We start from the raw sequence: 24,817 nt of genomic DNA, 5'->3' as shown, positions 1-24,817 counted from the left end.
GTGTTCGTGCGTCGACGCTCGCACCGGGAGCGCGGGCGGCCTCCGCCTGCCTTGACAGGCTTGGGGACAGTCGTGAGGATGCAAATCATTATCAACTTGGAGCCAAGAGACGGGGCCACGCGGTGGTCGCGGTGCTGAGCCTCGCCGCGCTGTGCTTCTGCGTGTCCGCGGTGTCGTGGCTGGCCTGTGGCGGACGTGCGCGGTGGGCGGCGTCGGTGCCGGGGCTCGCGTCGCTGGGGTGCTGCCTGGCCGGCTTCGGGCCGGTGGCGGGGCTGCTGGTGTTGGGGGTGCTGGCGATGACGGCGGCCTCGGTGTTGGTGCTGGTGCTCGCTCCCCGGCTACCGGGCGCGCGCCTTCGCGTGGGCGAGTGGCGGTGCGGGCTGGTGCCCGTGGTGCTGATGGGCGTGGGGCGATGAGCGCGGGGCGTGGGGACAAGGCCGCGAACCACTCCGTGGCTCGGACGCTGGCGGTGGTGGTGGGGGCGCCGCTGGTCGCCTTCGCGGTGGGGGCGGCGGTGATGGCCTTCCTGCCGGTGTCGGGGCCATGGGCCTTCGCGCTGGGCTTCCACGGGGTGCTGCCCGTGTGGGTGGGGCTCGCGTGCACGCTGCCGCTGGCACGGGATGGCAGGGTGGCGTGGGGAGTGTGCCTGGCGGTGGTGGTGCCGGTGGCGGTCGCGCTGATGCTTCGAGGCCCGCGATGAAGCTGTCGCCCCGGACGTTCCGCATCCAGTTCGACCTGCACGCGTGGGCGGGCGTCGTCGCCAGCCTGTTCCTGTTCGTCATCTTCTTCTGCGGTGTCTTCGCGATGTTCCGCGAGGAGCTGGAGGTGTGGCAGGAGCCCGCGCTCCACGTCGCGCCGCCCTCGGAGTCGCCGCCGTCGTTCGACGCGATGCTCGCGCGGGTGAAGGAGCAGGGGCCGCTGCCGCGCGGCGCGCACGTGGGGCTGCTCACGCACGAGGAGACGCGCTTCATCACCGCGTACCTCTTCGAGCCCGCCGGGCTGCGAATGGTGTGGCTGGATCCGCTCACCGGCACCGCGCTGCCGGAGCGCAGCCGGCTGGCCAGCGAGCTGTACTGGATGCACTTCTTCTACCGGGTGCCGTGGGGGATGGAGTTCACGGGGCTGGTGTCGGTGGCGCTGCTGGTGGCGCTGGTGAGTGGCCTGTGGATCCACCTGAAGGACCTGCGGGCGCAGTGGTGGCGTTTCCGGCCCACGGTGAAGCCGCGCTTCTCCGCGTCGGACGCGCACAAGGTGCTGGGCGTCTTCGGGTTGCCGTTCACCGCGATGCTGGCGTGGACGGGGGCGGTGTTGTGTCTGGCGGGCCTGGCGGCGCAGGGCTTCGGGAGCGCGGTGTACCGGGGGCAGGCGGACCGGGTGGCGCGGCTGCGTGGCTACAGCGTGCCGGTGCGGGAGGCGTCGGGGAAGGACGCGCCGATGCTGTCGCTGGATGCGGTGGTGGACCGCGCGCGTGCGTCGGTGCCCGGCGCGGAGGGGACGCCCCGGTACGTGGAGCTTCACGACCACGGTGATGCGCGCGGCTGGGCGGGCGTGTACTTCCAGCTGTCACCGCTGGGGCCGGACCACTTCGCGCATGTGGATACCGTGAAGGGGGAGACGTTCGGGACGAGCGTGGAGTCCCGCACGCCGAACTTCAGCTTCGAGCGGCTCCTCTTCGACCTGCACGCGGGCCGGTTCGCGGAGGCGCTGATGAAGCCGCTCTACGCGCTGCTGGCGCTGGCGCTGTGCGCGGTGCTCGTCACGGGCAACCTCATCTGGCTGGAGCGTCGCGACCCGTTGCGCACGCGCCGGGGCAACCGCGTGCTGGAGCGGCTGACGGTGGGCGTGTCCGCCGGGCTCGCGTTCGGCACGGCGGTGTACTGCGCCGCGAACCGCGTGCTGCCGTGGACACTGGCGCGGCGAGGGGACTGGGAGTTCGGCCTGTTCCTGGGAGCGTGGGCGTTCGCGGTCGTCATCGCGCTCGTGCCGAGCGGTTCATCACGGCGCGTGGGCAGCATGCTGTGCGCGGCGGCCGCGGTGCTATTCGGCGCGGTGGTGGTGGGCGACGGGGTGACGCAGGACGCGAACCTGTTCACGGCGCTGTCGCGGGGGATGCCCCCGGTGTTCGTGGCGGAGGCGTTCCTGGTCGCGATGGCGCTGGGTTGCGGCGGGCTCGCGTGGGGACTGCGCAGGCGCAAGGCCGCGGAACCTGTACGCAGTGGAGATGCGCCCGAAGGGCCCTTCGTCAAAGCGTAACCGGAGGGTCTGTCATGCGCGCGAGACGCGCCGTGCCTCGGCCTCCACGCTGTCCGCCTCCCGGCCGATGCGGTCCCTCCAAACCTGTCCGACAGTCGGACAGCTTTCCGCTGGCTGGATGACGCAGGTGCCCCCGTAGAGGCTTCCGAACCTGTCCGACAGTCGGACCGGTTTCCACTGACCACGGGGGCCGTGGGCTCCGGTCAGCGGGCTTCCGAATCTGTCGGACAGTCGGACAGGTTTCCTCAGCTCGGATGGGGCGGGGCCCCCAGTCGCGGTCGTCCCAACCTGTCGGACAGGTTTCCTCAGCTCGGATGGGGCGGGACCCCCAGCCGTGGTCGTCCCAACTGGTCCGACAGTCGGACCGGTTCGCGACGTGTGCCGCTGACGGGGCGTCTCCGCTGGGTTCTCACCTTCTCATCCCTGGAGCAGAACGCGTGGCTGAGGGGCTGAGGTCCCGGGAGGAAGTCCCCGTTGGCGCGTGACCGCGGGGCTTGTGATGGCCCGAGGCGTCGTATCCGGGAACGACATGGGGCCCTTCCTGGCGGAGACGTGCCAGGCAAGAGCCCCATGGATGCGGCTGGGGTGATGGCGTCAGGCTCCTTCCGGCGGTCGTGCTCCCGCTCCCGGAAGGGCCTGCCATCCTGCTCGACGGCTACCAGGTGTAGCCGACGGTGGCGGACGCGCGGCGGCGCTCGCCGTAGAAACAGGCCGCCGCGGAGCTGCACGAGGACACGTACGTCTTGTCCCCCAGGTTGGCGGCGTTGATGGCCGCGCGCCATGGGCCTCGCTCGTAGTGCACGTTTGCGTCCACCAGCGTGAAGCCCGGGACCTCCAGCGTGTTCTCGCGGTCCGCGTAGGAACCGCCCACGCCGCGCACTCCCGCCGCCGCGCCGAAGCCCCGCAGCGCGCCGTCCTGGAACGTGTAGTCCAGCCACAGCGACGCCAGCACCTCCGGCACGCCCACCGGGCGCTTGCCCAGCTCCAGGTCCGCGCCTTCCGTGATCTCCAGCGCGTACAGCGACGCGGAGCCAATCAGGCTCAGCCCGCGGATCAGCGTGGCGTTGGCCTCCACTTCGAAGCCGCGCGAGCGGACCTCTCCAATCTGCAGCTGGTTGAAGGCTCCGTCCGTGGTGACGAAGTTCTGGCGCTTCAGCTCGAACAGCGACAGGCCCACCAGCACCGGGAACGCGTCCGGCTGGTACTTCACGCCTGCCTCCACCTGCTGACCCTTCTCCGGCTCGAACACCGAGCCGTCCGACTTCGTCCCGGCCACGGGGTTGAACGACCGCGAGACGCTGACGTACGGCGCGACCCCCACGTCGAACCTGTAGAGCAGGCCCGCGCGGCCGCTGAAGGCGCTCTCGCTGCCGTCGTAGCTGGACGTGGGCAGAAGCGCGTTGTCCACGTCCAGGCCCACCCAGTCATGGCGCCCGCTCAGCACCAGGTTCAGCCGGTCGTTGAAGCGCAGCTGGTCCTGGAGGTAGACGCCCAGCTGGTCCTGCGTGGACCGGTTCAGCGTGTAGCGCGACTCCGTGGGCGCGTAGTCGCCGCGCACGGGGGTCAGCAGGTCCAGCGGCGCTCCCGCTTCGTAGCCCTGCTCGTCGTCCAGCCGGTAGTGCTTGAAGTCCACACCCGCCAGCACCGTGTGGCGCACGGGGCCGGTGGTGAAGCGCGCCTCGCCCTGGGTGTCCACCGTGAAGAGGTTCGCGCTCGGCCGGGTGACGAAGTTGCCTCGGGAGAGTCGCGCGTCCGCCGGCTCGCCCGCGTAGCCCACGCCGTAGAGCGTCTGGAAGTCCAGGCCCAGGTGCGCGAAGCGCAGGTTCTGCCGCAGGGTGAAGGTGTCGTTGAAGCGGTGGGAGAACTCGTAGCCCGCCCAGGACTGGTTGCGCTGGAAGTGGTCCAGGCTCTTGTCGCTGGTGAAGAGGTCGGTGGGGATGCGGCCGTAGGTCGCGTCCACCACGGTGCCCACGTAGGGCAGGAAGTTCTGCCCCTGCGTGCGGTCCGCCAGGAAGCTGCCGTGCAGCGTCAGCGACGTGCGCTCCGACGGCGCCCAGGTGAGGGCCGGCGCGATGAAGAGCCGGTTGTTGTCCGTCTCATCCACCTGCGTGCCGCCGCCGCGCGCCAGCGCCGTCACCCGGTAGCGCCAGTGGTTGCCCGAGTCGATGGCGCCGCCCAGGTCCACGCCCACGTAGCCGTTGGCGAACGTGTTGCCTCCGACCTCCACGTGCCGCACCGAGCCCTCCACGGGCGGGCGCTTGCCCACCATGTTGAGCAGGCCGCCCGGCGACGTGCCGCCGTACAGCACGGAGGCGGGGCCGCGCACGGCCTCCACCCGCTCCAGGCCGAAGGTCTCCAGCCGCCAGGTGGCGAAGCTGCTGGAGTAGAGCTGGAGCCCGTCCAGGAAGTAGCCGCCCTCCTGCGACGAGAAGCCGCGAATCAGGAACCAGTCGTTGCGCGGATCCGCGCCGAACGTCTCCGAACGCACGCCCGGCGTGTAGCGCGTGGCCTCCGTCACGGACTGCGCCTGCTGCGCGTCCATCTGCGCCCGGCCCACCACGGACACCGACTGCGGCGTCTCACCCAGCGCGGTGTCCGTCTTCGTGCCGCTGCCGCTGCGGCGCGCGGTGTAGCCCTTCACCGGACCGCTGGCGCGCTCGCTGTCCACCGTCACCGTCGGCAGGACGTAGAGCTCGTCGTCCCTCGGGTCTTGCGTGGCGGCCGGGGGCTCCTGGGGCGCGGCGGGCTCCTGCGCCAGGGCAGGGGAGGCGAGGACGGCGAACGAGGCGCCAAGCAGCACCCCCGGGACGAGGCGGCGCGGACGGCTTCGGTTCTGGATGGGCATGTTGAGAATGATTTGCGAAATCAGGGGGAGGGCCTGTCGCGTAACACGCGCCCCCTGACGCGGCAAGACGGGAGTGGCCCGGGAGGCGCCCACGCCCTCCCGGTCCTCCCGGCGCCACACCGGATGTCTGCATTCACAGCCCCGGGGAGGTGACTACCCGGAGCTGTCTTTCACGGCGCTCCGGAGCTCAGGCGCGCTCGACGCGGAGCTTCGCGGGCAGGCCGTTGAGGCTGGCCTCTTCTTCCGTGCCGGTGAGGCCCTGGGGGCCCACGTGGATCTCGGAGGCCAGCGTCTCGCGGGCAATCTCGTCGCGAGCCGCTTCGACGACGCGCTTCACGCGGTCATCGCCGTCCACCCACAGGCGGATGCGGTCGGTGTAGCCCAGGTTCATGTCCTTGCGGTTGCCCTGCACGCGCGCCAGCAGCTCGCGCACCAGGCCTTCGTCCACCAGGGCCTCGGTGAGCTGCGTGTGCATCACCACCACGCCCACGGCCCCGCCCGCGGCGGCGTAGCCCGGCTGCGCCTCCACCAGCGTCTCCAACTCCTCGGCCGGGAAGACCATGTCCTCGCCGCCCACGTTCAGGGCCACCTTGCCCGTCTGGAGCAGTTCCTGGTGCAGCGCGCGGCCATCCCCCGAGTCGAACGCCTTGCGCACCGGCGCGAGCTTGGGGCCCAGCCGGCTGCCCATGGCGCGCAGGTTGGGGCGCACGCGGTAGCGCACCACGTCCGCCTCCGGGCTGCCCGGCTCCACCAGCTTCACGGTGTGCACGTTCAGCTCGTCGGAGATGAGCGCCTGGTACACCGCCACGCGCTCCGTCAGCTCGCGGCGCGACAGGATGACGTCCGCGCGCGACAGCGGCTGGCGCACCTTGAGTCGGTTGTCCGTGCGGACCTTGAGGCCCAGCGACACCAGCTCGCGCACCGCGCCCATCTCCGCGGCCAGCCCCTCGTCGATGAGGCTTGCGTCCACGTCCGGGAAGCGCGCCAGGTGCACGCTCTCCGGCTGAGATGCGCCCCACGGCTTGCCCACCAGGTTGCCCCACATCTCGTCCGCGAAGAACGGGATGAAGGGCGCGGACAGCGCCGTGAGGGTGGTCAGCGCCTCGTAGAGCGTGAAGTACGCATCCTGCTTGTCCTGCTCGAAGCCCGGCGCCCAGAAGCGCTCGCGGCTGCGGCGCAGGTACCAGTTGGACAGCGCGTCCACCAGCGCCACCATCCGCTGGGCCGCGTCGTACACCTGATAGGTGTCCAGCGCCTTGGCCACGTCGCGCAGGGTGAGCTGCACCTCGGAGAGGATCCACCGGTCCAGCACCGGCCGGGCCTTCACCTCGCGCCAGCCCTGGCTCTTGCGGATGGCCAGCCACGGGGCCTCCGTGCTGCCCGCGTTGCCCTTCGCCGGGTGGAACCCGTCGATGTTCGCGTAGATGGTGAAGAACGAGTAGACGTTGCGCAGCTTGACCTGGAAGTCCTTCTGCAACAGCCGCACGTTCGCCAGCGAGTGGCGCGTGTTGGACCAGGTGGGGCTGGCCGCGTAGAAGAACCACCGGAACGCGTCCGCGCCCGGGGCCTTGGTGGCGGGGTCCTTGAGCACCACGCGCTCCGTGGGCGCCAAGCGGGGCACCTCCACCGGCATCACGTCCGCGCCGCGCGCGGAGGGCTTCACGCCCAGCTGCTGCAGTTCCTGCGGCGCCAGCAGCACCACGCGGCGCTTGAGCTTCTTGTGCACCTTCACCGTCACCGTGACGGGCGCGTCCGGCCGGTCCGGGCGGAAGAGCTGCACCTTCGCGCCCTCCTGCGTGTCCAGGCCCTCCAGGTCCTCGCGCGCGATGAGCGCCACGCCGGCTTCCGCCGGGACGCCGGCCTCCGTGGCGGTGAGCACCGCGAAGTCCATGCGCACCTCGTCCAGGATGATCTCCGGCGGGGTGTAGTTGCCCTTGGACTTGGACTCCTTCTTGCCCTCCTTGTCGGAGACGTGCCCCAGCACGATGCAGCTCTTGTACGGCATGGGCCACTCGCGCTTGGGGCTCAGGCCCATGCGCTTCTGCGTCTCCTCGTCGAAGAGGAGCGTGCTGACCATCAGCAGCGAGTAGAACCAGCCGCGCGTCTGGTCGATGGCCTCCGAGATGAAGTCCGCCGGGAACGCGCGGTTGAAGATGGCCTGCGAGCCTTCCGCGTGCGGGAAGCCCCACTGCGCGAAGGGCATGCAGCCGGAGTCGAACCACACGTCCACCACCTCCGGGACGCGCTGGAACTTCCCGCCGGAGCCGGCCTTCTCGTACGTCACCTTGTCGATCCACGGCTTGTGGACCAAGAGGTGCTCCGCGTTGGACTCGTGCGGCTTGCCGGCGAGGAACGCCTTCAGCTCCGCCTCCACGGCGGCCACGTTGTTGCCCGGCTTCTGGCGCAGCTCCGCGATGGAGGCCACGGCCTCCGTCTCACCCGTCTCCGAGTGGATCCACAAGGGCAGCGGTGTGCCCCAGTAGCGCTCGCGCGACAGGGCCCAGTCCACGTTGTTGTCGAGGAAGTCGCCGAAGCGGCCGTCCTTGATGTTCTCCGGGACCCAGTTGACCTGCTGGTTGTTCGCCTTGGCCTGCTCGATGACGGAGGTGGTGCGGATGTACCAGGCGGGGCGGGCGTACTGGATGAGGGGGTCCTCGTCCGCGCGCCAGCAGAAGGGGTACTCGTGGCGGTACTGCTCCGTGTGGATGAGCAGCCCGCGCTCCTTCAGGTTGCGCTGCAGGTCCTTGTCCGCGTCCTTCACGAAGCGGCCCACGACGAGCGGCACCTCCTCGGAGAACGTGCCGTCCGGCCTCACCGCGCAGCGCATCTGCAGCGCTTCCGGATCCGCGAAGCGCGTGGCGTCCTTGCGGTAGGCCTTGTAGTCGTCCTCGCCGAAGGCGGGCGCCGTGTGGACGATGCCCGTGCCGCTGTCCAGCGTGACGAAGTCCGCCGGAATCACGCGCCAGCCCACCGTGTCGGAGCCTCCGTCCTTCAGGGGCAGTGTGGCGTCCGCCTCCTTCGCGAAGTACGTGTCGAAGGGCGGCGTGTAGCGCTTGCCCACGAGCTCGCTGCCCTTCTGCGTGGCCAGCACGGGCAGGTCCTTCTTCAGCTTCTTGGCCAGCTCCTCGCGCAGCGCCGCGGCGAGGATGAGCTTGCGGTCGCCCGCGTCCACGGTGACGTAGTCCACGGACGGGTTGACGGCCGCGTACATGTTGGACGGCAGCGTCCAGGGCGTCGTCGTCCAGATGAGCAGCGACGTGTCCGGCGCGTCGCGCAGCGGGAAGGCCACGTAGACGCTGGGGTCGTCCACCGTCTTGTAGCCCAGGCCCACCTCCGCGGCGGACAGCGCGGTGCCGCCGCGCGGCCACCACCACACCACCTTGTGGCCCTGGTACAGCAGGCCCTTCTTGTAGAGCTCGGAGAGCGCCCACCACACGCTCTGCACGAAGCCCCGGTGGTAGGTGACGTAGGCCTCGTTGAGGTCCACCCAGAAGCCGATGCGCTGGGTCAGCCGCTCCCACTCGGAGGTGTAGCGGAACACGGACTCGATGCAGCGCTCCGTGAAGGGCTCCACGCCGTACTTCTCAATCTCCGCCTTGCCGTGGATGCGGAGCTCCTTCTCCACCTCCACCTCCACCGGCAGGCCGTGCGTGTCCCAGCCCGCCTTGCGCGGCACGTAGTGGCCCCGCATGGTCTGGTAGCGCGGGAACAGGTCCTTGATGACGCGCGTGAGGACGTGGCCGTTGTGGGGCAGGCCGTTCGCGGTGGGCGGGCCTTCGTAGAAGACGAAGCTGGGCTTGCCTTCGTTCGCCTTGAGCGATTTCTCGAAGATGCCGCGCTCCTTCCAGAAGGCCAGGATGCGGCGCTCCTCGGCCGGGAAGTCCATCTCCACGGGGACCGCGTTGAACAGGGGCGAGGGCTTTTCGGACATGGTGGCGTGCTTGATACCACCGGCCCGGCCCTTTGGCAGTGAATCCAGGGCCTTGCGAACCCGCCCGCACGCCGGTGGACAGATTTGCCTAAGCTGAAATACGTGTAATTCGAGCGTGGAGGGTGACACCCTGGCCGCTCCCCGGGCAGCCGCTGGAGGTCCCCCAAGTGACGCACGTCCCCCCGAAGCCATCCCTCTGCTTCCTGCTGTCGGCGCTGGTGCTGTGCCTGGGCGCGGGCACCGCGAGCGCGCAGGTGTCCCGGACGCTGAGCACGCCAGGCCCCACGGCGCAGGCGCAGAAGGTCTACAACCTGCTGACGGACCTGGAGAACCACAGCCGCAACGGCGGGACGAAGCAGACCATCATGGGGCAGCACTGCGAGGCCCAGAAGGAGGCCTACGCCGGTGAGTACTGGGTGAAGGTGGGGGACCTCTCCGGCCGCCGCCCGGGCTTCGTGGAGCTCGACTTCGGGCCGGGCAACTACCACGCGACGTACGCGGAGCCGTACGTGGACTATGCGGTGGGCTTCGCGCGCGACCGCTTCATCTACGGCGAGGGCATCGTGGGGTTCAGCTTCCACCAGTCCTACCCGGGCGCGTCGGTGAAGAGCTGGGAGAACACCTTCCGGCAGTCGTGGATGGACTCCAACTGGATGGGCCGGGTCATCAACTGGCAGGCCAACACGGCGGAGTACCAGGCGCTGCTGCGGGATTTGTCCTTCGCGGCGGACAAGCTCGCGTACCTGCAGCAGCAGGGCGTGCCGGTGCTGTTCCGGCCCTTCCACGAGATGAACAAGAAGGGGAGCGCGTCGCCGTTCTGGTGGGCGAACCAGGACCCCGCCCAGTACAAGCAGCTCTGGATCATCGCGCATGACTACATGGTGAAGACGCGCGGCCTGAAGAACCTCGTCTTCGTCTGGTCGCCGTATGAGTGGGACGGGACGTACGGCGGGGACCCGTGGAACTACTACCCGGGCAACGACCGCGTGGACGTGGTGGCCGTGGACATCTACCACGGCAATCCCTACTTCCCGGCCCAGTTCTACATGGGGCTCGCGGGCTACAACAAACCGCGCATGGTGGCGGAGACGGACAAGCTGCCGGTGCGATGGGGCGACAGCCGCTACGGCACGGTGTCCGAGTTGGACGCGCGCCCGTGGGCCATCTACTCCGTGTGGGGGGACTCGCTCGTCTACAACCTGGGCACGACGAGCCCCAACGACTGGAACGTGTCCAGCGGCTACAAGGCCATCAAGGACACGTATGGGTATTACAGCACGTACTGGCGCGTGCTGACCGGCGGGAGCAACGCGACCTACAACTGGGGCGCGCTGCGCTGAGCGGCTCGGAGCGTCACCAGTCCGTGGAGCGGTAGTCCTTGAAGAAGTTGCCCCAGACGCACTCGCCGGTGTTCACGGCGGTGATGACGGGGTCCACGATGCGCGCGGCCCCGTCGAGGATGTCCAGCGGGGGCTGGAAGTCCAGCTCCTGCACCTTGCGCTCGGCGTGCTGCGCGGGGTCCTCGTCGGTGACCCAGCCGGTGTCCACGGCGTTCATGAAGATGTTGTCGCGCGCGTAGTCCGGCGCGGACGTCAGCGTCATCATGTTCAGCGCGGCCTTGGCCATGTTGGTGTGCGGGTGCTTGTCCGTCTTCGTCCAGCGGGAGAAGCTGCCCTCCATCGCGGACACGTTGACGATGTGGCCCGGCCGCGAGCGGTCCTTCAGCATCAGCGGCTTCAGCTTCCCGCACAGGATGAAGGGCGCCACCGCGTTCACCAGGTGCACCTCCAGCATCTCCGCGGTGCGCACCTCCGACAGCCGCAGGCGCCAGGAGTTCGTGGCCCTGAGGTCCACCTGCTGGAGGTCCGCGTCCAGCCTGCCTTCCGGGAAGAGGGCGCGCGTGTCGCCCTCCTGCTCCATGGCGTAGGGCAACAGCGACAGCGCCGCGGAGGAGTGGATGCCCAGCGCGGGGTCGCTGCTGCGCCAGGTCGCCACGGGCAGGGAGGTGCTCCCCCCGTCGCCCGGGCCCAGCGCGGGCCGGAGCGCGGCGATGCAGGCCTCGTGGCCCGCGAGCAGCGGGCGCAGCTGCGGGGCAGGGTGCTGGCCTCGCGCAGTTCGCCCTCCAGCAGGTGCTGGTAGAAGCCCGGCGGCCGGCGCACGGTCTGCGCCGCGTTGTTGATGAGGATGTCCAGCCGCTCGTACGTCTGTTCGATGTGGCGCGCGAACAGCTCCACGCTGGGCGCGTGCCGCAGGTCCAGGCCGTGCACCTGGAGCCGGTGGGCCCAGTCCGCGAAGTCCGGCTCGCGCGCGTAGCGGTGCGCCGCGTCCTGGGGGAAGCGCGTGGTGGCGATGACCGTGGCCCCCGAGCGCAGCAGCATCAGCGACGCCTGGAAGCCAATCTTCACCCGCGCGCCGGTGATGAGCGCCACCTGGCCGGTGAGGTCCGCGCGCTGCGTGCGCCGGGCGTAGTTCAGGTCCCCGCACGGGATGCACATGGCGTCGTAGAAGAAGTGGAGCTTGCGGAACTCCGCCTTGCACACGTAGCACTTGCGCGGCACTTCCAGCAGGCGCTCCGGCACCGCTTCCGGCGGCGGCGGAGGCAGCGTGGGCAGGGTGAGCACCGGCGCCTTGCGCAGCATGCGGATCTCCGTGCCCGAGCGCACCGCGCGGTCGTTGGCGCGCTGCGCGTCCTTGCGCTCCTTCTTGAGCGCGTTCGCGAGCCGGACCTTCGAGGCCTTGTCCGGGTGGACGAGCCGGCCCGCGGCGGCCAGCAGGGCGTGGTGGTCCTCCTCCGGGATGCGGCGCAGCAGGACGCGGTGCTCGGCGAGCGTGCTGAGCAGCGCCGTGGCGCGGCGCACGTCCTCGGCGCGGATGTCGGGGGGCAGGGCCGGGTCGGACTCGGGCGACGGCGGCGGGAGGTTCTCAACGGCCAGGTTCTTCACGCCCTGGTGCTTACCTTCCCGGGGGCTCCAGGGGAAGGCGCGGCGCGAAGGGGCCTGGAGGGCGGGCAGGCGGGCCGGTCAGCCCAGGCCCAGGCGGGGGAGCGTCACCTCGCGCACGCGGGGGATGCGGAAGCGGTAGAGGAACGCGTCCGCGAAGTAGTGCGCCAGCACCACGCCGTTGGTGGCGAGGACGCCCAGCGACCACAGCGGCTGCTGCCGCAGGAGGAAGGCCGTGGCCGCGCCCCCTGTCGCCCCGTCCACCAGCGTGACGAAGGGGCTGTTGGCCACGCCCACCAGGATGATGGGCGCCATGAGGGCCAGCATCGCCGCCCACACGCGCGGGCCGCGCAGCCGGGCCGTGGCTTCCGAGGGCGTGGGCTGGAGCATCCGGCCGGTGAGGAAGAAGTACTCCAGGCCGTGGATGCCCGCGCTCAGGATGGCGCCCCACAGCGGCCACACGAGGTACACCGCCACCACCGCCACGTGCGCCAGGACGTACACGCGCCGCGGTCCGCTCTGGCCCGGAGGCCCGCGCAGCGCGAGCACCAGCCTGGCCGCGAAGACGCCCCAGACGGCGAGCAGCACCCAGGTGAGGCCATGCGGCAGGGAGCCGCCTTCCGCCTGGCCGATGTTGAGCATGGGCCGCGAGCCCAGGGCGCTGGTGACGGGCAGGGCCAGGGAGCGGAGCATCATCAGCGACAGCGCGACGGGCACGAACTGGCGCTGGAGCGTGCGCTCGGACTCGGACAGGGGCGGGGCGCCGGCGGCGCGGGCCCTCAGGCCGTGCAGCGCCCACAGCCCCTTCACCTGCGACAGCGTGTGGTGCGCGGCCAGGACGTGGATGCCCGCGCCCAGGAGCAGCGCGAGGAGCGGGGCGTACGTGTCCGCGTACCAGAGCAGCCCGAAAGTGAGCGCGAACACCGCCGACGAGCCGCCCACGAGCAGCCGGGACTGGGAGGGCGTGGTGTGCAGCAGCTCGCGCCGGGTGCCCACCAGCAGGAAGGTGAGGATGACGTGCGTGCCGTTGAGGAAGACGTACTGCGACGTCCACCGGCCGATGAGCTGGGCGAACCCCTGCGAGCCCTCGCCGGTGAGGCTCGCGAGCCACACGGAGGCGAGGAGCAGCAGCGTGGGCAGCAGCAGGATGCTCAGGTCCGCCCGGGGCGAGAAGAGCCACAGCCCCTGGAAGCGCAGGGACGCCGGGGCTTCGGAGGCTTCAAGCGCGGGGGCGGGCAGGGTGGACATGCGCGCGGCAGTATAGACGCGGGCGGGGCGGGGAGGCTCCAGCGGGCCTCCTCCCATGGTCAGCGGGCGGGGAGGCTCAGCGCGCCGCGGCCCGCGTCACGGAGGGGTCACGACGACTTCTTGAAGGTCTGGCTCCAGGTGGGCGCGACCTTCTCGATGAGCGTCACCAGCTCCGGAGGGATGTCTCCAGTGCCCGTGAGGGGCCGGACCTCCATCACGTCGTCGTTGCCCATGCCGCCCGGATAGCGGCGGGCCCATTCGATGGCCTCCTCCTTCGACGCCACCTCCAGCACGTAGAAGCCGCCGATGAGCTCCTTCGTCTCCGCGTAGGGGCCATCCTTCACGGTGGACTTGCCGCCCTTGAAGACGACGTGCGCGCCCGGGGAGGGGCTGAGGCCCTCGGAGGCGATGAGCACGCCCGCCTGGTGCATCTCCTCGTTGAATTTCATCTGCGCGATGAAGACGGCCTCGTCGAAGGGCGCGTCCGAGTGCGTGGGCTCGAGCGTGGAGGGGCGGGGGATGAGCATGAAGCGCATGGGGGTGACTCCTGGGGTGAGGGGGGCGTGGCTCCCCCCGCACGACGAATGGCCGTGCCGACAATCGACACGGATATCCCAGGAGCCAGGGCGCTTGAAGCACACCCTCCGGGCTCAGTTCGACCTGGCCATCTCCACGGCGTCCGCGCCCGCGGGCAGGCGGAGCGGGCTCGAAGGGTCGTTCACCGCGCGCCAGATGGCCTCCGCCACGTCGAGCGACCGGGTGAACGGCTCGGACTGCTGCCCCGTCCTCTTCTCGAAGATGCCCCGCACGAAGTCCGCGTACGCCTCCGGGACGGCGACGCCCTGGTCGCGCATCCGGGCCTGCGCGTTCTGCCCGAAGGGCGTCTCCGGGGACCGTCCCGGAATCACCAGGCTCACGCGCACATGGAAGGGCTGGAGCTCCAGCGCGAGCGACTCCGTGAACGCGTTGAGCGCCGCCTTGCTCGCGGTGTAGACGGCGAGCAGCGGGAGCGGCTTGAACGTCGTGCCCGACGACACGTTCACGATGACCCCCGCCTTCCGCTGCCTGAATTGGGGCAGGAACGCGTGGGTCACGGCCATCACCCCGAACGTGTTCGTCTCGAAGGTGGCGCGGACCGTCTCCATCGGGGTGCCCTCGAAGACGCTCATCAGGCCGACGCCCGCGTTGTTGACCAACACGTCGATGGGGCCGGCGGCCTCCACCAGCTCGCGGATGCTCTTCGGGTCGGTGACGTCGAGCGGGAGCACGCGCAGGTGCTCGGAGCGGGGCAGCACGTCTCGCGCGGCGTGCGCATCGTGGCGATGACCTTCCAGCCGCGCTCGAGGAAGGAGCGGGCGGTGTCGAGGCCGAAGCCGGACGAGCAGCCGGTGATCAGAATCGTCTTCATGGCGTCTCCTGGGGTGCGGGTTCCGGTGACGGATATACGGAGCGCCGTCCGGACCTGCTACAACAGGGAGTCCAGATTTCATTCGCAGGAGTCCGGCCATGGTGGATCCGCTGGCGGAAGTCGTGACGCTGCTCCAGCCGGGCGCCCCCTTCTCGAAGTTCGTCAGCGCCGCGGGCCGGTGGAGGGTGCGGCGCGCGGAAGCGGGGCGGCCCTTCTACTGCGCGGTCCTCATGGGGCGGAGCCGCCTCGCGGTCGACGGACGCGAGCCGGTCATCCTCGAGAAGGGGGACTTCGTCCTCATCCCCGCCGCGTTCGACTTCACGACGTCGAGCATCGAGCCGCCGAAGGGAAGGCACGACACCCCGCGCATCGTGCTGCCCGATGGTGAAATCCGGAACGGCGACTTCCAGGGCCCGCCCGACGTCCGGATGATGGTGGGGTACTGCGTCTTCGCCTCTCCGGACGCGAGCCTGCTCGTGTCGCTGCTTCCCCAGTTCGTGCACATCCGCGGCGAGCAGCGGCTCGCGACCCTCGTGGAGCTGGTGAGGGAGGAGTCCCGCGAACGGCGGCCCGCGCGCGAGGTCATCCTCGCCCGCCTCATGGAGGTGCTCCTCATCGAAGCGCTCCGCTCCACGGCGGGCACCGCCGCGTCGCCGGGCCTGTTGCGCGGGCTCGCCGACGAGCGCCTGGCCGTCGCGATCCGCCGGATGCACGAGCACCCGACCCGGGCGTGGACCGTGGCGCAGCTGGCGAAGGAGGCCGCGCTGTCGCGTTCGACGTTCTTCGAGCGCTTCAGCCGCGCGGTGGGCGTTGCCCCGATGGAGTACCTGCTCGGCTGGCGCATGGCCCTGGCGAAGGACCTGCTGCGGCGCAAGCAGGACGTCACCGTCGCCGAGGTCGCGGAGCAGGTCGGCTACAGCTCCGCGAGCACCTTCAGCGTGGCCTTCACCCGCCACGTCGGACAGCCGCCCACGCATTACGCGCGGGCACAGGCGGCGCCGTGACGCTCCTCTTGAGAGCAGCCGGGTGGACGGGCCCCGGGCGGACACCCCGGAGGGACGCCGGACGCGGCCCCATGGGTCGGACCCGGGTGGTAGAGCTGTTGCGCCATGGATGATCCAACCGACAGGGACACGGAGCGCCGCCGGGAGCCTCGCAAGCCGAAGCCCCCCCGGAAGGTGTCGCCGCGCTACCTGGAGAACGCGGCGCTGCACTACCTCAAGCGCTACGCGGCCACGGTGAGCCAGCTCAAGCGCGTGCTGATGCGCCGGGTGGACCGCTCCGTGAAGTTCCACGGCGGCGACCGCGCGGAGGGCGCGGGCTGGGTGGACGCGCTGGCGGAGAAGCTCATCCGCAACGGCCTCATCAACGACCGGGCCTACGCGGAGACGCGCGTGCACTCGCTGCGCGCGTCCGGCCGCAGCGCGCGCGTCATCACCCAGAAGCTGCGCATGAAGGGCGTGGCGCCGGAGCTGGTGCAGGAGAAGCTGGCGGAGGCCACCCAGGACGTCTCCGAGGACGCCGCCGCCCGCATCTGGGCGCGCAAGAAGCGGCTGGGCCCCTACCGGCGCGACCTCAGCACGCGCGCGGAGCACCGCCAGAAGGACCTGGCGGCGCTCGCGCGCGCGGGCTTCTCCTTCGCCATCGCGAAGCGCATCGTCGACGGGACGGCGGACGACCTGCCGCCCCGCGACTGAAGGCCCTGGGGCCCGGGAGAAACACAGCGGCCCGGCACCTTCCCCGAAGGCACCGGGCCGCGGAGCCCTGCTTGTCTGGCGTTGACTACTCCTGGAGGTGCGTGACGGTCAGCGCCGGGTCAGCGGCGATCTCCGCCTCCGTGTAGCGCCGGTCCACCCACTGCTTCTGGGAGAACATCGCCGTCTGGTCCGCGTACCAGGGCGAGGCTGGGTTCGAGGACTGCGAGTACGTGAGCACGGACTTCGCCACGGGGCCCGCGTCCGTGAAGGACACGGCCATGACGAAGCTGGAGCCCAGGATGGGCTCATAGGTGCCGTCCGGCAGGATCTGGTTGGCGATCTGGTTGAAGCACCCCTCGTCATGGCTGCAGCCGTGCACCGGGTAGAAGATGCCGTTCTTGCGCTTGCCCTGCACGGAGCCCGTCGCCGCGTCCAGCGCGACGCCGCGCTCGCGCAGCGTGCGGATGGCGGTGCCCAGCGCCTGGGCCACCTGCGGGTTCAGGGTGTTGAGCGTGCGCGGCGTGTTGACGGGGTCGTTCGCGCTGAAGGGCACCACGTACGGCCCGCCCGTGACGGCCACCGCGTTGAAGACGAACACGCGCCAGAGCAGCTCGCCCCGGCTGTCCACGTCGCCCTTGAGGTCCCACGCGGCTAGCACGGGGCAGGCGGGGCGCAGGTCCTCGAAGGTGAGGTCCGGCATCAGCACGTAGGGCGTGCGGCGGCACAGCGCCACCGCGGCGTCGCGCAGCAGCTCTCCGGAGTGGTTGCGGTTGTTGAACATCACCGTCTGGAGCTGCTCCAGCGTGAAGCGCTGGCCCTCCAGGCCGTCCGTGCCCGCCAGGCGACCCTGCACCATCTTCAGGCCCAGGCGCGTGCGCAGGCTGCGCGGGTTCCTCTCACCACCCAGGATGCGCGGGAAGCCGGTGAGCGGCTGGGCGGGGTTGGGCAGCCAGTAGCTGTCGTTGGAGTTGGTGACGTAGTCGGCGCGCTGGAGGCGCGGCAGGCTCCCGGGGCCGAAGATGCCCGGCTCCACCGCGTCCGCGTCGGCGCCCAGCGCGCAGTCGGAGCGCGAGCCGTCCAGCACCGGCAGCCCCGCGGACTGGAGCACCAGCAGCGGGATGGGGGACAGCACGCAGCGCGAGAGCTTCGCGTCGCTGACGTGCGGCACCACGCTCATGTCCGCGTAGTACGCGCGGCCCTGCGCGTCCGCGGCGAGGGTGTTCACCCACGGGATGCCCTGCCAGGTGTCCTGCGCCGTGCGCAGCTCGTCCACGTCCGCCGCGCGGTCCATGGCGAAGAAGGCGTCCAGCAGGCGCAGGTTGGTGGCGTTGGCGTCGTGGAACGCGTAGCCGGTGAGGCCGTTCCACGTCATCAGGCCGGAGGGGTACTCCAGCATGGGGCCCAGGTGCGAGCGGTAGAAGGTGTGCTGGCGCGGCGTGAGCGTCCCGTCCGCCTCCTTCGCCTGCACCGTTACGGTGCGGGTGGTCATCTCGCGAATTTGCCCGTCGTACAGGTACTTCGTCGGAGCGCCCGGGACGAGCTTCAGCTCGAACGGGGTGAAGCGGTACGCGGTGGAGACGGTGTGGCTCCAGGCCAGCGTCTCGTTGTGGCCAATCAGGATGGCGGGCACGCCCAGCAGGCTCACGCCGCTGACGTTCAGCTTGCCCGGCACGGTGAGGTGCGCCTCGTAGAAGCGCTCCGAGCCCTCCCAGGGGAAGTGCGGGTTGGCCAGCAGCATGCCCTTGCCGTTGCGCGTGGCCTGGGCGCCCAGGCCGAAGGCGTTGCTGCCCAGGCCCAGCGACTCGGAGCTCGGGAAGACGTCGCGGTCCAGCGACGCGGGCACGGGCACGGGCAGCGGCAGCGTGCCGTCCGGCAGGAGGGACGGCGGCTTCGCGTCCACCAGCGCGTCCAGGAAGTACAGCGAGCTGGCGAAGAGGCTCAGCTGGTAGTAGCGCAGGTACAGGTCGCGCTCGGTGATGGGGCGCACCCACGCGCCGCCCCGGCAGCGCGCGTCCGGCAGCGCGTCCACGCCGGTCTGCGCGAGGTAGCGGTTGATGCCCGCCGCGTAGCCCCGCACCAGCTCGCGCGCGTCCGGGGAGGGCCCCAGGGGCGGCGGCTTCGCCAGCAGCGCGTCCACCGTGCCGTCGTCCACGATGGCCTGGTAGAAGTAGTCGCTCTTGAGGTTGTTGTACCGGCTGCCCAGGGCCGCCAGGTACTCGCCGTCCGGCCCGAAGTAGCGCGAGCGCTGCGCGTTCACGGTCACCAGCGCGTCCATCAGCTCGCAGAAGTTGTCCTGCGCGAACGCGTAGCCGTAGCCGTAGCCCACGCCCGCGAAGTCGTCCGCCAGCACGTGGGGGATGCCGTGCGCCGTCCTGCGCACCGTGGCGGAGAGGCTGCCCGCCGCCAGCTTCACCGACGCCTTGGGGCCTTCCGGCGCCGGGGGCGTCGCCGTGCGCGGCTCACAGGCGGTGGCCAGCAGCAGCGCCGTCAGCGGCAGCAGCCGGGCGCCGCCGGTCCTTCCGTTACGTCCGTCCATTCGAGGGGTCCTTTCCCGGTGGGGAGAAATTCCCTCCTAATTGTAGAAACGCATCATTCCTGGATCGCGCCTTCGCGGGCCGAGCGGAATTCCGTGTTTGCGTGTATGGCTCGGCGTCGGGAGCCCGGGGTGCCGGCCATGGCGCGCGGGCCCGGTGTTTCACGAAAGGAAACCAGCACATGAAACGGATGTTCGCGGGCGCGCTCGTCGTCGCGGCGTTGGGGACCCTGGGGTGCGGTGGGGCGAAGGCCTCCGGGCCGGGCGCGGAGGCTGGCGCGAGCGCAGGCACGGCGCGGCAGTCGGTGGAGGACCTGCGCGGGGGCTTGAGGGCGGCGGACCAGGCCATGTCGGACGCGGCCCAGAAGTCCGGCTCGGCGCAGGCGTTCGCGGACTTCGTCGCGGACGACGCGGTGCTGCTGGTGGACGGCGTGTACGCGCAGAAGGGCAGGGAGGCCATCCGCGCCTGGCTGGCCGCGCACCCGCTGGAGGCGGAGGGCAAGGTGCGCTGGACGCCGGTGCGCTGGGACGTCAGCGCGGACGGGACGCTGGGGTACTCGCTGGGCAACGTGTCGGTGGAGTCGGGCGGCACGTCGGTGCGGCCGGCCGGGCGCTACCTCACCGCGTGGAAGCGCCAGCCGGACGGGCAGTGGCGCGTGGTGGTGGCGGTGCACAACGCCTCCAAGACGGCGATGACGCCGCCGCGGGCTTCACGCCGTCGTCCACGCTGCCGGCCCCGGAGCCGCGCGCGATGGCGCCCGCGCAGGTGCTGGAGGAGGCGAAGGCCGCCGACCGCGCCTTCTCCGCCCGGTCCACGTCCGAGGGCATGGGCAAGGCCTTCACCGCCTGGGCCGCCGAGGACGCGGTGCTGCCGCTCGGGTCCGCCGGCATCTTCGGCCATGACGCCATCGCGAAGGCGTACGCGCCGTTCACGCTCGATAAAATCGACCTGCGCTGGGAGCCGGTGCTGGGGGACGCGGCGGGCTCCGGCGACCTCGCGTACACGGTGGGCCGCGCCGTCGCCACCGGCAAGAACGAGCAGGGCCAGCCGGAGGTGGACCACGTGAAGTACCTCACCGTCTGGCGCCGGCAGGCCGACGGCCAGTGGCGCTACGTCGCCGACGGCGGCAACTCCAGCCCCGGCCCGCAGGGGCCGTGAGGCCCGCGGTCAGCCCTTGAAGACATGTTCGCGGTGCCACCTCAGGTAGCTGGGGTGGGGCCGCCATTCAGGGCGCTCCGGCAGCCGCAGCCGGCGGTGGGGCTGGACGAGCCGGCCCAGGTCCTCGGGCACGCCGCGGGTCGCCAGCAGGACCCGGTGCTCGTCGTCGATGGAGACGAGGCCCCGGTCGAACATCCAATGCACCGTGCCCGTCAGGGCCAGCCCGTTGCGAACGGAGTCGGGGCCGTGTGACGCCACGGGCTGGATGTGCGCCGCCTGGACCTCCGGCCGCCCGCCGCCGTTGATGAGCCTCAGCCCGGAGATGGCGCAGGTCTGTTCATAGGCGCGGCGCACGTTGTGCCGGAAGGCGTCGTCCCGGAAGGGACGTGAGATGACCAGTTGTTCCAGCGGCCGCGCCGGATAGACGGCAGGTGGCTCCGCGACGCCAGGGGCGGGCAGCTCCCACGGGGCGTAGTCCCGGCGGAAGCCCAGGCGCGTGATGAGCTCGAACTCCGCGTCCTCCAGGGGACGGACCGCCCGGCCGAAAGCGCCCTTGTTCGTGCTGCCATCCGCCTTTCGCAAGGCCTCCTCGTAGTAGCGATCGCCCTCCCGGAATGGCACGGCGTGGTCGAACTCGAGGAAGTCCTCGATGAGCGCGTAGAAGTGTCCGGGCTGGGTCCTGTCCTCTTCCACGGCGTGGACCTTCGCGACGGCGAAGTAGGCCTGCCGCCCGTTCGAGCTTCTGGGGCCGCTGGCCCTGCGGGGCTCGTAGTAGAGAATCAGCTCACCGACGGCGGCCTCCACCTGTCGCAGATAGGTGCGCGGGAAGTGGTAGCGCACCTCGGGCTGGTCGTCATACGCCGAGCCTTCCGAGGTGGTGAAGACAGCCTTCGCCATGGGCTCCCTGTCCAGGTCGCGGAAGCACCAGGTTAGGGCCGGGCATCCGGGGTGTACATGCCCACGAGCCCCGGAGCCGCCCGTCACGGCCGGCCCCTCGCCGGGCATGTTCCGGCAATATTCCGTCAATAGCTGAAATAACTGTTTAGTCTTGTAATCCGGAGTGCCGCGCCGCATGAAGGACGCTCCCCCGTGATGAGGAGCTCCCCCTTCATGCGTTCCCTCCGGTTCATGCGTCGGCTGTCACTTCCGCTCATGCCGCTGCTCGCGCTCGCGGCCTGCGGTCCCTCCGAGCCCGTCACCTCCGAGCCTCCCGCGCTCACCGCGCAGGAGGCCGCGCTCACGGAGTTGCTCACCAACGGCACCTTCGGCTCCGGCACGGTGGCGCCGTGGTGGAACAACGCCAGCACGCAGTCGTATGTGGAGAGCGGCAGGTGGCGCGTGGACGTGGCGGCGAACACGGCCAACCCGTGGGACGCCATCGTCGGCAGAGCGGCCTGACGCTCACCGCCGGGAAGACGTACACGCTGGCGTTCACCGCCACCGCCACGGCCACCATCACCGCGCGCGCCACCGTGCAGCAGGAGGTGGCGCCGTACGCGTCCACGCTCACGCAGTCCATCACGCTGGACGGCACGTCGCGCCGGTTCACCTTCCCGTTCACGTCGTCGTTCTCGTCGGGCCAGGGGCAGGTGACGTTCCAACTGGGCGGCCGCGCCAACGCCGTCACCGTGCGGCTGGATGACATCTCCCTCACCACGGAGGGCGGCACGGGCTCCGGCCCGGTGGCGATGACGAGCGGCTTCTACGTGGACCCCAACTCCAACCCGGCGGTGTGGGCGCGCAACAACAGCGGGGACGGCCGCGCGGCGCGCATCAACACGTCCATCGCCTCGAAGCCCATGGCCCGCTGGTTCGGCAACTGGAACAGCGACATCACCCAGGCGGTGTCCAGCTACGTGGCCGCGGCGGACGCGGCGGACAAGCTGCCGGTGCTGGTGGCCTACAACATCCCCGGCCGTGACTGCGGCAGCCACTCCGGCGGCGGGGCCGGCAGCCCGGACGCGTACCGCGCCTGGATTGCCGCCTTCGCGGCGGCCATCGGCAACCGGCCCGCGGTGGTCATCGTGGAGCCGGACGGCGTCGCGCAGCTGGACTGCCTCCCCAACGACACGGAGCGCGCCACGCGCCTGAGCCTGCTGCGCTACGCCTCCGAGCAGCTGCGCGACCGCGCGCCCAACACCTGGACGTACCTGGACGGCGGCAACGCGCACTGGATTCCCGCCGACACCATGGCGCAGCGCCTGGAGTCCGCGGGCGTGCGCAACGTGCGCGGCTTCTCCCTCAACGTCTCCAACTTCTACCCCACGGCGGAGTCCACCACGTACGGCAACGCGGTGAACGCCGCACTGAACAGCCGCTACGGCTACACGCGGCAGTACGTCGTGGACACCAGCCGCAACGGCAACGGCTCCAACGGCGAGTGGTGCAACCCCGCGGGCCGCAAGCTGGGCGTCCCCTCGCAGACGGGCGGCGGCGCGGAGCTGCTCCTGTGGGTGAAGACGCCGGGGGACTCGGATGGCCAGTGCGGCATCGCGCCGGGCACGCCCGCCGGACAGTTCAGCCCGGACCTGGCCACCCGCCTCATCGACGGCACCTGAGCCCTCCTCGCACCCGTTCTCGAAAGGACCCGACGACATGACGATGGATCCACGGTGGCTGCGGGCCCTGGTGCTGGGCGTGGTGGTGGGCGGCGCGGCCTGCGGACCGGAAGACGCGATGGAGCCAGCCCTGGCACGGTCCGAAGCCGAGGCCACGGCGCTGCCCACGGCGGGCGGCGGCATCTTCATCACGGCCGCGGAGCTGACCCGCGCGAGGACGCGGGCCACCGCCACGACGGAGCCGTACGCGGAGAACGCTCGCATCCTGAAGGGCCGCGCGGATGCGGCGCTGACGGCCACGCCCAGGCCGTTCCGGATGACGGACGTCTCCACCATCACCTACCACTGGTGCTCGCCGGACACGGACGGCATCGACAACTCGCTGGCGGACGCGACGGGCAAGTTCACGGACGACGCGGACCGGATGCGCACGCTGGCGCTCCAGTACGCCGTCGGCGGGGACTCGAAGTACGCGGCGCGCGCGGCGCTGTTCCTGAGGACGTGGGCGTCGCAGCACACGCCCGTGAACCTGCACGACCTGCACGTGGACTACGCGGCGGCGAAGCTGGACGGCCAGACGACGGACTACTGCTCTGACCGCCCGTGGAACTTCGCGTTGGATGGCATCTTCCAGGCTTACGGCCTCATCAACGCCAGCGACGCGTACGTGCTGCTCAAGCGCAACGGCTACGCGCTCTCCGCCGCCGACGACACCGCCGTGCGCGAGTGGCTGCGCAAGACGGCGGAGGCGGTCAACTCCAGCTTCCAGGCCTGGACGCGCTGGGCGGACGCGCACCCCACCTCCAGCGCCTTCACCCGCTACCGCTCCGACAACCACCTCAGCTGGGGCCTCGCGGGCCTGATGGCCGCGTCCGTGGCGCTGCAGGACAACGCGCTGGCGGGCTACGTGATGGACGGCACGGCGTGGACGGACCGCCGCAACGGCGCGTACGCGAACCCGTCCTTCATCAAGGACGTCATCAACCGCGCCATCGAGTCCGGCACGGGCACGGCCAACGAGGGCCGCGTCTACGAGGAGAAGATCCTCCGGGACCCGCCCATCGGCTACTCGCTCTTCCACCTGTGGGCCCTGTCGCTCATCGCGCGCGGCGCGGAGGTGAACTACGCGCGGCCGGGCTTCTGGGACTACGCGGGCGCGGGCGGCGGCAGCATCCACAAGGCGTACACGCGCTACGCGGCCTTCATCCTGGGCGAGCGCGCCTCGCCCCAGGCCTCGGAAGGCCCGCCGAAGGACTACCGGTGGCTGTACGAGCTGGGCTTCACGAAGTGGCGGGAGGCGCGGCTGAAGAGCGTCATCCAGGTGGGCACGCGCAACCAGTACATCCTCCAGAGCATCGGCCCCGTCACGCTGGTGGTGGGCGAAGCCCTCTAATCAGGCCGACAGGCGATCATGGATACATCCGACGCGCAATCATGGTGTGGAGGTGTCCACGTTCAAGCGACGCACGTGCCCCCTCTCAGGGGCGCGTGTGTCGCTTTCACGGGCCACAGCGCATGCGAAGGGGCGTCGCCGCAGAAGTAGAGGAACTCGGGGCGTAGGCCCCGGAGGAGCCGGTGGCGCGCGGTTCACCGGACCGGTGGGTCTGGGTCGCCAGAAATCAAGCAGGCCGCGTCGCACGTCGCCCCATGGGGTCGTCCGCGGGAATTGATGGGTATCTCGCTGTCGGGCTCCATTGAGACAGCCTGTCCGAGGGCGCGGGGGGCAGCGACAGGCGCCGCATGGGCTTGCACGTGGAAGCCAATGCCACGTTCCTCAACGCAGGAGATTGCCTCCAGCCCCCCATCCTGCTCGGTAGCGAAGAGCTGGTCGCTGGAACCACGCGTCTCAATGCAGGAGCCCCCCTCGAATGCCGCGGCCTGTCCGGTAACTGATAGGGGATTGTCAGGCGCATGCGTCTCAACGCTGGTGAGCGCCTCGGGCGCGTCGTCCTGTGCCGAGGTCGACCCGGGCGCGCCGAGGATGCACTCCTGAGCGTGAGGCGCCTCGGGAGCGACTTGCTCCTGAGGACGTGGGGCGAATTGGTCGAGCACCCGCGCATCACACGTCTCCAGCAACACCGGCAGTTGGTGCTGAAGCGCCTGCATGTTGCGATCACTCACAGCATGCATCGCGCAGATGGCCCATTCGCGCAGCGGCTCACCGCCCATGAAGGGCAGCAGCCGGGCCCCAATGCCCCTGAAGGCCCGTTGCAGCGACTGGATGAGGAGCAGGTGCCCGGGACGTG

The 24,817-nt window shown here is 70.6% G+C and carries 15 protein-coding genes and 5 pseudogenes; 10 read left to right on the top strand and 10 right to left on the bottom strand.

The window, feature by feature from the left end; all coding sequences use genetic code 11:
• Positions 1–122: 122 nt before the first annotated feature.
• The 3 genes from ACLEQD_RS01245 to ACLEQD_RS01235 are packed head-to-tail and all read left to right on the top strand — an operon-like array spanning position 123 to position 2,253.
• A complete protein-coding gene (locus ACLEQD_RS01245) occupies positions 123–416 on the top strand; it encodes a hypothetical protein (RefSeq protein WP_410381076.1) in 294 nt (97 codons plus the stop codon).
• Positions 413–700 carry a hypothetical protein gene (locus tag ACLEQD_RS01240; RefSeq protein WP_410381074.1) on the top strand — a complete coding sequence of 96 codons (288 nt, stop codon included), beginning with the start codon at positions 413–415 and terminating at the stop codon, positions 698–700. Before ACLEQD_RS01245 ends, ACLEQD_RS01240 begins: the two co-directional genes overlap by 4 nt.
• Positions 697–2,253 (top strand): PepSY-associated TM helix domain-containing protein, encoded by a 1,557-nt coding sequence (locus ACLEQD_RS01235; protein WP_410381072.1) that lies wholly within the window; start codon positions 697–699, stop codon positions 2,251–2,253. The genes ACLEQD_RS01240 and ACLEQD_RS01235 overlap by 4 nt, the downstream gene beginning before the upstream one ends.
• A 655-nt stretch (positions 2,254–2,908) precedes the next feature.
• On the opposite strand, the gene ACLEQD_RS01230 is transcribed toward ACLEQD_RS01235, so the two are convergent.
• Both ACLEQD_RS01230 and ileS read right to left on the bottom strand, forming a co-directional pair.
• Complete coding sequence (locus ACLEQD_RS01230) at positions 2,909–5,098, bottom strand: TonB-dependent siderophore receptor (RefSeq protein ID WP_410381070.1); 2,190 nt, start codon at positions 5,096–5,098, stop codon at positions 2,909–2,911.
• A 187-nt stretch (positions 5,099–5,285) separates the two neighbouring features.
• Positions 5,286–9,029 carry an isoleucine--tRNA ligase gene (gene ileS, locus ACLEQD_RS01225; RefSeq protein WP_410381068.1) on the bottom strand — a complete coding sequence of 1,248 codons (3,744 nt, stop codon included), beginning with the start codon at positions 9,027–9,029 and terminating at the stop codon, positions 5,286–5,288.
• Positions 9,030–9,196: 167 nt separating this feature from the next.
• On the opposite strand from ileS, the gene ACLEQD_RS01220 reads away from it, so the two are divergent.
• Positions 9,197–10,369: a glycoside hydrolase family 26 protein gene (locus ACLEQD_RS01220; RefSeq protein WP_410381066.1), complete on the top strand. Its 1,173-nt coding sequence runs from the start codon at positions 9,197–9,199 to the stop codon at positions 10,367–10,369.
• A 13-nt stretch (positions 10,370–10,382) separates the two neighbouring features.
• On the opposite strand, the pseudogene ACLEQD_RS01215 reads toward ACLEQD_RS01220, so the two are convergent.
• The 5 genes and pseudogenes from ACLEQD_RS01215 to ACLEQD_RS01195 all read right to left on the bottom strand — a co-directional run.
• A pseudogene (locus tag ACLEQD_RS01215) lies at positions 10,383–11,971 on the bottom strand (SDR family NAD(P)-dependent oxidoreductase).
• A gap of 78 nt (positions 11,972–12,049) precedes the next feature.
• Positions 12,050–13,216 (bottom strand): hypothetical protein, encoded by a 1,167-nt coding sequence (locus ACLEQD_RS01210; protein ID WP_410381064.1) that lies wholly within the window; start codon positions 13,214–13,216, stop codon positions 12,050–12,052.
• A 107-nt stretch (positions 13,217–13,323) separates the two neighbouring features.
• A complete protein-coding gene (locus ACLEQD_RS01205) occupies positions 13,324–13,752 on the bottom strand; it encodes a YciI family protein (protein WP_410381062.1) in 429 nt (142 codons plus the stop codon).
• A gap of 114 nt (positions 13,753–13,866) precedes the next feature.
• On the bottom strand, positions 13,867–14,511 hold the full coding sequence (locus ACLEQD_RS01200) for an SDR family NAD(P)-dependent oxidoreductase (protein ID WP_410381060.1): 645 nt from the start codon (positions 14,509–14,511) through the stop codon (positions 13,867–13,869).
• 53 nt (positions 14,512–14,564) lie between these two features.
• Positions 14,565–14,624 (bottom strand): annotated as a pseudogene (locus ACLEQD_RS01195) (hypothetical protein); the annotation flags it as partial.
• A gap of 98 nt (positions 14,625–14,722) precedes the next feature.
• On the opposite strand from ACLEQD_RS01195, the gene ACLEQD_RS01190 reads away from it, so the two are divergent.
• Both ACLEQD_RS01190 and ACLEQD_RS01185 read left to right on the top strand, forming a co-directional pair.
• On the top strand, positions 14,723–15,628 hold the full coding sequence (locus tag ACLEQD_RS01190) for an AraC family transcriptional regulator (protein ID WP_410381058.1): 906 nt from the start codon (positions 14,723–14,725) through the stop codon (positions 15,626–15,628).
• A 105-nt stretch (positions 15,629–15,733) separates the two neighbouring features.
• On the top strand, positions 15,734–16,321 hold the full coding sequence (locus ACLEQD_RS01185) for a regulatory protein RecX (RefSeq protein ID WP_171419945.1): 588 nt from the start codon (positions 15,734–15,736) through the stop codon (positions 16,319–16,321).
• 85 nt (positions 16,322–16,406) lie between these two features.
• Here ACLEQD_RS01185 and ACLEQD_RS01180 read toward each other — a convergent pair whose 3' ends face one another.
• Positions 16,407–18,857 carry an acylase gene (locus ACLEQD_RS01180; protein ID WP_410381055.1) on the bottom strand — a complete coding sequence of 817 codons (2,451 nt, stop codon included), beginning with the start codon at positions 18,855–18,857 and terminating at the stop codon, positions 16,407–16,409.
• Positions 18,858–19,036: 179 nt separating this feature from the next.
• Here ACLEQD_RS01180 and ACLEQD_RS01175 point away from each other — a divergent pair.
• A pseudogene (locus ACLEQD_RS01175) lies at positions 19,037–19,501 on the top strand (YybH family protein); the annotation flags it as partial.
• Between the two features lie 104 nt (positions 19,502–19,605).
• A complete protein-coding gene (locus ACLEQD_RS01170; RefSeq protein ID WP_410381053.1) occupies positions 19,606–20,013 on the top strand; it encodes a YybH family protein in 408 nt (135 codons plus the stop codon).
• A gap of 9 nt (positions 20,014–20,022) precedes the next feature.
• Here the strand turns inward: ACLEQD_RS01170 and ACLEQD_RS01165 are convergent, their stop codons facing one another.
• On the bottom strand, positions 20,023–20,910 hold the full coding sequence (locus ACLEQD_RS01165) for an HNH endonuclease (RefSeq protein ID WP_410381052.1): 888 nt from the start codon (positions 20,908–20,910) through the stop codon (positions 20,023–20,025).
• A 213-nt stretch (positions 20,911–21,123) separates the two neighbouring features.
• Between ACLEQD_RS01165 and ACLEQD_RS01160 the strand changes: the two are divergent.
• Both ACLEQD_RS01160 and ACLEQD_RS01155 read left to right on the top strand, forming a co-directional pair.
• Positions 21,124–22,571 (top strand): annotated as a pseudogene (locus ACLEQD_RS01160) (glycoside hydrolase family 6 protein).
• 37 nt (positions 22,572–22,608) lie between these two features.
• On the top strand, positions 22,609–23,964 hold the full coding sequence (locus tag ACLEQD_RS01155; RefSeq protein WP_410381050.1) for an alginate lyase family protein: 1,356 nt from the start codon (positions 22,609–22,611) through the stop codon (positions 23,962–23,964).
• Positions 23,965–24,158: 194 nt separating this feature from the next.
• On the opposite strand, the pseudogene ACLEQD_RS01150 reads toward ACLEQD_RS01155, so the two are convergent.
• Positions 24,159–24,817, bottom strand: a pseudogene (locus tag ACLEQD_RS01150) (GntR family transcriptional regulator); the annotation flags it as partial.

Origin of the sequence: Corallococcus sp. 4LFB (assembly GCF_046520365.1) — a bacterium.
Classification (GTDB): domain Bacteria; phylum Myxococcota; class Myxococcia; order Myxococcales; family Myxococcaceae; genus Corallococcus; species Corallococcus caeni.
This window is presented reverse-complemented; position numbering and strand designations above follow the sequence as displayed.

Coding starts and splice junctions, on each gene's coding strand:
- ACLEQD_RS01240 (WP_410381074.1), top strand. CDS start 413: ATGAGCGCGGGGCGTGGGGACAAGGCCGCGAACCACTCCGTGGCTCGG.
- ACLEQD_RS01210 (WP_410381064.1), bottom strand. CDS start 13,216: ATGTCCACCCTGCCCGCCCCCGCGCTTGAAGCCTCCGAAGCCCCGGCG.
- ACLEQD_RS01185 (WP_171419945.1), top strand. CDS start 15,734: ATGGATGATCCAACCGACAGGGACACGGAGCGCCGCCGGGAGCCTCGC.
- ACLEQD_RS01230 (WP_410381070.1), bottom strand. CDS start 5,098: ATGCCCATCCAGAACCGAAGCCGTCCGCGCCGCCTCGTCCCGGGGGTG.
- ACLEQD_RS01235 (WP_410381072.1), top strand. CDS start 697: ATGAAGCTGTCGCCCCGGACGTTCCGCATCCAGTTCGACCTGCACGCG.
- ileS (WP_410381068.1), bottom strand. CDS start 9,029: ATGTCCGAAAAGCCCTCGCCCCTGTTCAACGCGGTCCCCGTGGAGATG.
- ACLEQD_RS01170 (WP_410381053.1), top strand. CDS start 19,606: ATGGCGCCCGCGCAGGTGCTGGAGGAGGCGAAGGCCGCCGACCGCGCC.
- ACLEQD_RS01205 (WP_410381062.1), bottom strand. CDS start 13,752: ATGCGCTTCATGCTCATCCCCCGCCCCTCCACGCTCGAGCCCACGCAC.
- ACLEQD_RS01190 (WP_410381058.1), top strand. CDS start 14,723: ATGGTGGATCCGCTGGCGGAAGTCGTGACGCTGCTCCAGCCGGGCGCC.
- ACLEQD_RS01165 (WP_410381052.1), bottom strand. CDS start 20,910: ATGGCGAAGGCTGTCTTCACCACCTCGGAAGGCTCGGCGTATGACGAC.
- ACLEQD_RS01180 (WP_410381055.1), bottom strand. CDS start 18,857: ATGGACGGACGTAACGGAAGGACCGGCGGCGCCCGGCTGCTGCCGCTG.
- ACLEQD_RS01155 (WP_410381050.1), top strand. CDS start 22,609: ATGACGATGGATCCACGGTGGCTGCGGGCCCTGGTGCTGGGCGTGGTG.